Source organism: Waterburya sp., assembly GCF_058530065.1.
This window is the reverse complement of the sequence record NZ_JBZNBU010000128.1, coordinates 1-5,147: the sequence shown is the minus strand read 5'-3', so window position 1 is coordinate 5,147 and position 5,147 is coordinate 1. Positions and strand designations below refer to the sequence as shown.

The following is a 5,147-nucleotide window of genomic DNA, read 5'->3' as shown; positions in this document are numbered from 1 at the left end:
TTATTATACAACAGCTAGAACTACTAATGTATCAAGATTTCATCAATTTCTTATTAACTGTTTCAATAACGCCTATCGGCGGGGCTATCCATCCCACAACCTGCTTCGCGAGGTTGGGGAGTTCCGCCCACTTCTTAAAATAATGGCGATCGAGGGAAGAAACCTATTTACAGAGCCAAATTCCTCTAAAAAAGACTCTATTCTTCGATATTTTGCCAAATAAAAACAATCTCTTGCAAAATAATATTTACATCTTGGTTCATTTCAGTTAACTTATTTCAACAGTATGACTCTAACCCCCGAACAACAAGCAGCAGCTTACGCCCCCTGTAGTGTAGTCATTACCGCAGGAGCAGGTACGGGTAAAACTCATATGTTGGCGGAGAGATATCTTTATTATTTGCGAGAAAAAGACTTGTCTCCCTTGGAAATAGTGGCAGTGACTTTTACTGAAAAAGCGGCGACAGAATTGCGATCGCGCATTCGGGCTTTGGTTAACCAACAGTTACCCCAACGTTTGGATTTGCTGGCTGAATTGGAAGCTGCTCAAATTAGTACGATTCACGCATTGTCAGCGCATATTTGTAGCGAACACTTTCAATTAATTAATATTCCTGCGGATTTTGAAGTCTTAGATAGTTTGGAGGGGCGAGTTTGGTTGGAAGATGGTTTGAAAACGGCTTTAACTAAGTTGCCTTCTGGGATATTTCGGGCTATTCCCTATTCTTGGTTGCGACAAATATTAACTGAGTTATTAGAAGATCCTTACACGGCGAGTCTGGCTTTTAGTCAGGGGATACAAGATTGGCAGGAGTTAATCACAACTGCTGCCCAAGAAGCAGTGACCATAATTATCGGCGATCCTGCATGGGAGACTAATAAATTAATCCTCCAACAACACCAAGGAGAAACGGGAGATAAATTAGAGGCAATTCGTCTTGATGTTTTAGATGCGATCGCATTAATTGAAGCAGAACGAGATATTAAAGCTGCAATCGCTACTATCGATCGGGTTAACTTGCGCGTTGGTAGTAAAAAGAATTGGCAGGGAGATAGTCTTAAAACTGTAAAAGAGGCTTTAAAAACTTTGCGAGAAACTGTCCGTAGGGTTATCAGTCAAGGTTTGTTAGATTTAGAAATAGGCGAGGCTGACACACAATTTAAAGAAATTTTTCCTGCCTTAACCGAGGCATACCAAGAAGTAAGTAATTATCTTTCCCGTCTTAAGCTACAGCGTAAAGCTCTTACTTTTAGCGACCTAGAAATCTATGCCCTGAAAGCCTTAAGCCATAGTCAGGTAGGAAAATATTATCAACAACGGTGGCAGGTATTTCTAGTGGATGAATTTCAAGACACCAACCCTACTCAAGCTGAATTACTCCACAACCTGACTGCTAAAGCCGAATTAACTATTGTGGGGGATATCAAACAATCGATCTATGGTTTTCGACGGGCAGATGTTCGGGTTTTTAAGCAGTTTCGCAGTCGTATTTTAAATAACGGCGGTAAAGAAGTAATTCTTAGTACCAGCTTTCGCACCCATAAAGCTTTAATCGATCGCTTTAATCAAATCTTTGCACCCTTACTGGGAGATAAGCACCAAGATTTAACTGCTTTTAGAGAATTGACTCCCATCCCAGGAGAAGCAGGCGAGAAATTTAACTACTTACAAGTATTGACTATTGGCGACCCTTTTAAAGAAGAAGGAGAAGAAAAACCAGCCAAACCCAGTAAAGCCCAAAGACAACGAGTAGAGGCATACAATCTAGCAGAGAAAATCAAACAGATGCTAGATAGCAAAACTCCCGTTTTTGACAAACCAGCCCGACATTCTCGCCCCATTCAACCTCAAGACATTGCCATTCTGACTCGCACTTGGCAACCCTTAGAAATATATAGCGAGGCTTTAGCCGCCCTCGGCATACCCGTTGCCCCTGGGGGGGGTGGTAACTTACTCGCTACTAGAGAAGCTAAAGATGCCAGTATCTTGTTAAGTTTTTTGGCAAACCCCAGGGATGATATTGCTTTAGTGGCGGTGTTACGGAGTCCATTTTTTGCTTTGAGCGATCGCTTATTATTTCAAATTAGAGAATCTTTTAATCAAGATCCTGAAAATAGTTGTTGGTGGGAAGAAATCCAAAAGCTAGAGTTGACTGAATTAGAACGTCCGATTAGAGTTTTAAACCAATTATTGCGATCGCGCCAGGCACATACTCCTTCAAGGATTTTACAGATTTGCGATCGCTTGACGGGATATACTGCCATAATTGCCAATTTAGCGGGTGCAGAACGTAGGTTGGCAGACTGGCAGGGTTTTGGGCGATTGATTAAAGACTTGGAACAAGGAAATTATGACTTGTTTGCAGTAGTGCGCCGCCTCAAACGTCTTTACGATGAGGAAGTCGCTATTCCTCGCCCCGTCTTAGCTGTTGGTAATGCTGTTTCTCTAATGACGATCTATGCCTCCAAAGGTTTAGAGTGGGGTTTGGTGATTGTGGCAGATCTCAGTAAAGAACGTTCTAAATCCTATCCTTCCGTTTATTTTGATGCTCAATTGGGGGTAGCGGTTAAAAGTAAAAACTCTTTAGGGGCAATGCAAAAACCAGTCCTTTACAGTTGGCTGGAATACCTACAAGATAAAAAAGAACGAGCCGAAGCCTATCGGGTATTATACGTCGCTTTGACCAGAGCTAGGGATTATCTTTGGTTGAGTGCTGCCGAACCTTATAAAGGAGAATTAAATCGCTTACAACGGGGTTTGACTGCTGCCAATATTCCCAATTTTGTGACTCCCTACACCGATGTTAAAGCCCTACCGCCTATTCCTCAGACTCCACCCCTCAAAGAAAAGTTACCGTCCTTACTATTAAACTCCATCGGATCTGGTTTATCGGAACTCCCCGTAATCGCCCTAACAGAATATGCTCGATGCCCCCAAAGATTTAAACTCCATCTATTAGACGGGCATCCTGGTATTGGAGAAGGAATGGCTACGGGAATGCAAATTGGGACTCTAGTTCATAAAGCCCTTGAAAATAACCTCACTCAAGCCGAACAACTAGTTCCCTATGCCGAAGGAGAATGGGGAACAGATGTTTTCCAAGATGCGATCGCTCTCGCTCAAAGATTCTTTCAACTGCCCATGTATAGTAGTTTACGCAATAGTGCGATCGCCAAAGAACGACAAGTCAGCTTGCAACTAGGGAAAATAACTTTTAACGGTGTCATCGATTTAGTAGGAGACAATTGGATTCTCGATTATAAAAGCGATCGCAACCTTCACCCAGAAGAACACCGTTTCCAACTTTGGGTATATGCCCAAGCCCTACAATACCCTAATGCTCACATTGCTTATCTCCGCCACGATAAGATTCACAGTTTTAATCAGTCTGAGTTAAATGCGATCGCCCCCGAAGCCCTGAGTTTAGCTGAAAATATCTACAACGGTAACTATACTGCTACTCCCACCTTGGAAAAATGCGCCACCTGTCCTTATTTGGCTTTTTGTAATGATGCCATCATCTAATTGAAAATGATATACGTATCCTTTTTTAGTTTCTCTAATCCTTAGATTTTGCGCGATCGCGATCTTCACGATAACGATGGTGGTGTACGCCACAGCGTTATTAGAATCGATTGCGATCGCTTGATTGAAATCAGCTAAAGCTAAATCTAATTGTACTTGTTGTTCGTAAACAATACCTCGATTGACATAAGCAGGAATATTATTAGAATCTAGTGCGATCGCCTGGTAGTATTTATAGCATATTTAAAGTGATTTGATATTAGTTCAAAGAACGGGCGTGGAACATAGCGAGGTTTCCTCGCCGTTTCCGCCCGATGAATTTATTATTATGCCCAACCACGTCCACGGCATAATCATCATCGATAACCCCGAAAACCACAACCGTTTACGATTGTGTTTATCTAATGATGGGATAGAAATTTCAGCCAGATAATAATCTCGGCTTGTATAAACTAAATCTCCAGATTCATTCAACTTAGGAAAAATAACTTCTACCTGCGATGAATTGTAAGCTTGTAAGGCAATTCCATATTTTTCTAGTAGTAAATTATTATCATTAAATCTATTACTGTATGCAAATACTACATTTAATAGTTTTAACCTTATAAGCTTCAAACTTACGATCGCGAGTGACAAGAATCAAATTTTCAGATATTGCTTGAGCAATTAAAATGCGATCAAAAGGATCTTGATGGTGTAAGGGTAATTTTTCTACAGTTAAAGCATGGTCGATATTAATGGCTAGGGGAGTAAATCTTTTTGCTTCTATTTGTGCTTTTAGATCGTCTGGTGCTTGCAACTTTCCCAGAGATTTTTTAATTGCTATTTCCCATGCCGAAGCAGCCGAAACAAACACAATATTCTCTGGATTGGCGATCGCATTTCTCGCTTCAGGCGAAAGAGTAGAATTATTACTCAGCCACCAAATCAAAGCGTGAGTATCCAACAATAGTTGCATTACTCGTCTTCTCCCATAAAACCCTGAAGAATATCCCTAGGAAGTTCCTCATCAAAATCATCACTCATGATTACTTTTCCTTCCCAACCCCCAGGAGTTCTGGGTTGTTTATCTTCTTGATAAGGAATAAGTCTTACTAGAGGCTTTCCTGCTTTGGCAATTACAATCTCTTCACCCGCTAATGCCGATTCAATTAGTTTCGATAGCTGCGATTTTGCCTCGTGAATATTAGATATCTTCATTATTGATATAAACTTAGCTAAGTTTAGCTATATTATAACTAAGTAAATTTAGATTTAGAGCAAAGCGATCGCATCCACTACAATTAAAAAAAAAGATTATGGATTATCGCGACATCATAACCATCGAACCAGGAAAACGAGGTGGAAAACCCTGTATTCGGCGGATGCGAATCACAGTCTATGATGTACTGGAATGGCTGGCAGCAGGAATGTCTCACGCAGAAATAATAGAAGATTTTCCCGAACTCACCGAAACAGATATCAAGGCTTGTTTGGCTTTTGCAGCAGATCGAGAACATCGTTTAGTTAAATCGGTAAGTACAAGTTGAGATTACTATTCGATCAGAATTTAAGTAGAAAGTTAGTAAGTAGATTATCAGATCTATTTCCCAATTCTAGTCATATTCAATTACATCAGTTA

General features: G+C 40.7%; 6 protein-coding genes. 4 read left to right on the top strand and 2 right to left on the bottom strand.

The genetic code is table 11. From position 1 onward, the window contains the following. Nucleotides 1-286: 286 nt before the first annotated feature. Nucleotides 287-3,526 (top strand): UvrD-helicase domain-containing protein, encoded by a 3,240-nt coding sequence (locus AC33VI_RS08555; RefSeq protein WP_491781845.1) that lies wholly within the window; start codon nt 287-289, stop codon nt 3,524-3,526. A 277-nt stretch (nt 3,527-3,803) separates the two neighbouring features. After that, on the top strand, nt 3,804-3,959 hold the full coding sequence (locus AC33VI_RS08550; protein WP_491781844.1) for a hypothetical protein: 156 nt from the start codon (nt 3,804-3,806) through the stop codon (nt 3,957-3,959). A gap of 132 nt (nt 3,960-4,091) precedes the next feature. Here AC33VI_RS08550 and AC33VI_RS08545 read toward each other — a convergent pair whose 3' ends face one another. Continuing rightward, nucleotides 4,092-4,484 carry a type II toxin-antitoxin system VapC family toxin gene (locus AC33VI_RS08545; protein WP_491781843.1) on the bottom strand — a complete coding sequence of 131 codons (393 nt, stop codon included), beginning with the start codon at nt 4,482-4,484 and terminating at the stop codon, nt 4,092-4,094. After that, a complete protein-coding gene (locus AC33VI_RS08540) occupies nt 4,484-4,726 on the bottom strand; it encodes a type II toxin-antitoxin system Phd/YefM family antitoxin (RefSeq protein ID WP_491781842.1) in 243 nt (80 codons plus the stop codon). Before AC33VI_RS08540 ends, AC33VI_RS08545 begins: the two co-directional genes overlap by 1 nt. A gap of 98 nt (nt 4,727-4,824) precedes the next feature. Between AC33VI_RS08540 and AC33VI_RS08535 the strand changes: the two genes are divergently transcribed. Both AC33VI_RS08535 and AC33VI_RS08530 read left to right on the top strand, forming a co-directional pair. Next, nucleotides 4,825-5,055: a DUF433 domain-containing protein gene (locus AC33VI_RS08535; protein WP_491781841.1), complete on the top strand. Its 231-nt coding sequence runs from the start codon at nt 4,825-4,827 to the stop codon at nt 5,053-5,055. After that, nucleotides 5,052-5,147 (top strand): DUF5615 family PIN-like protein (locus AC33VI_RS08530; RefSeq protein ID WP_491781846.1); only part of this gene is annotated, 96 nt, incomplete at its 3' end. The genes AC33VI_RS08535 and AC33VI_RS08530, both read left to right, overlap by 4 nt.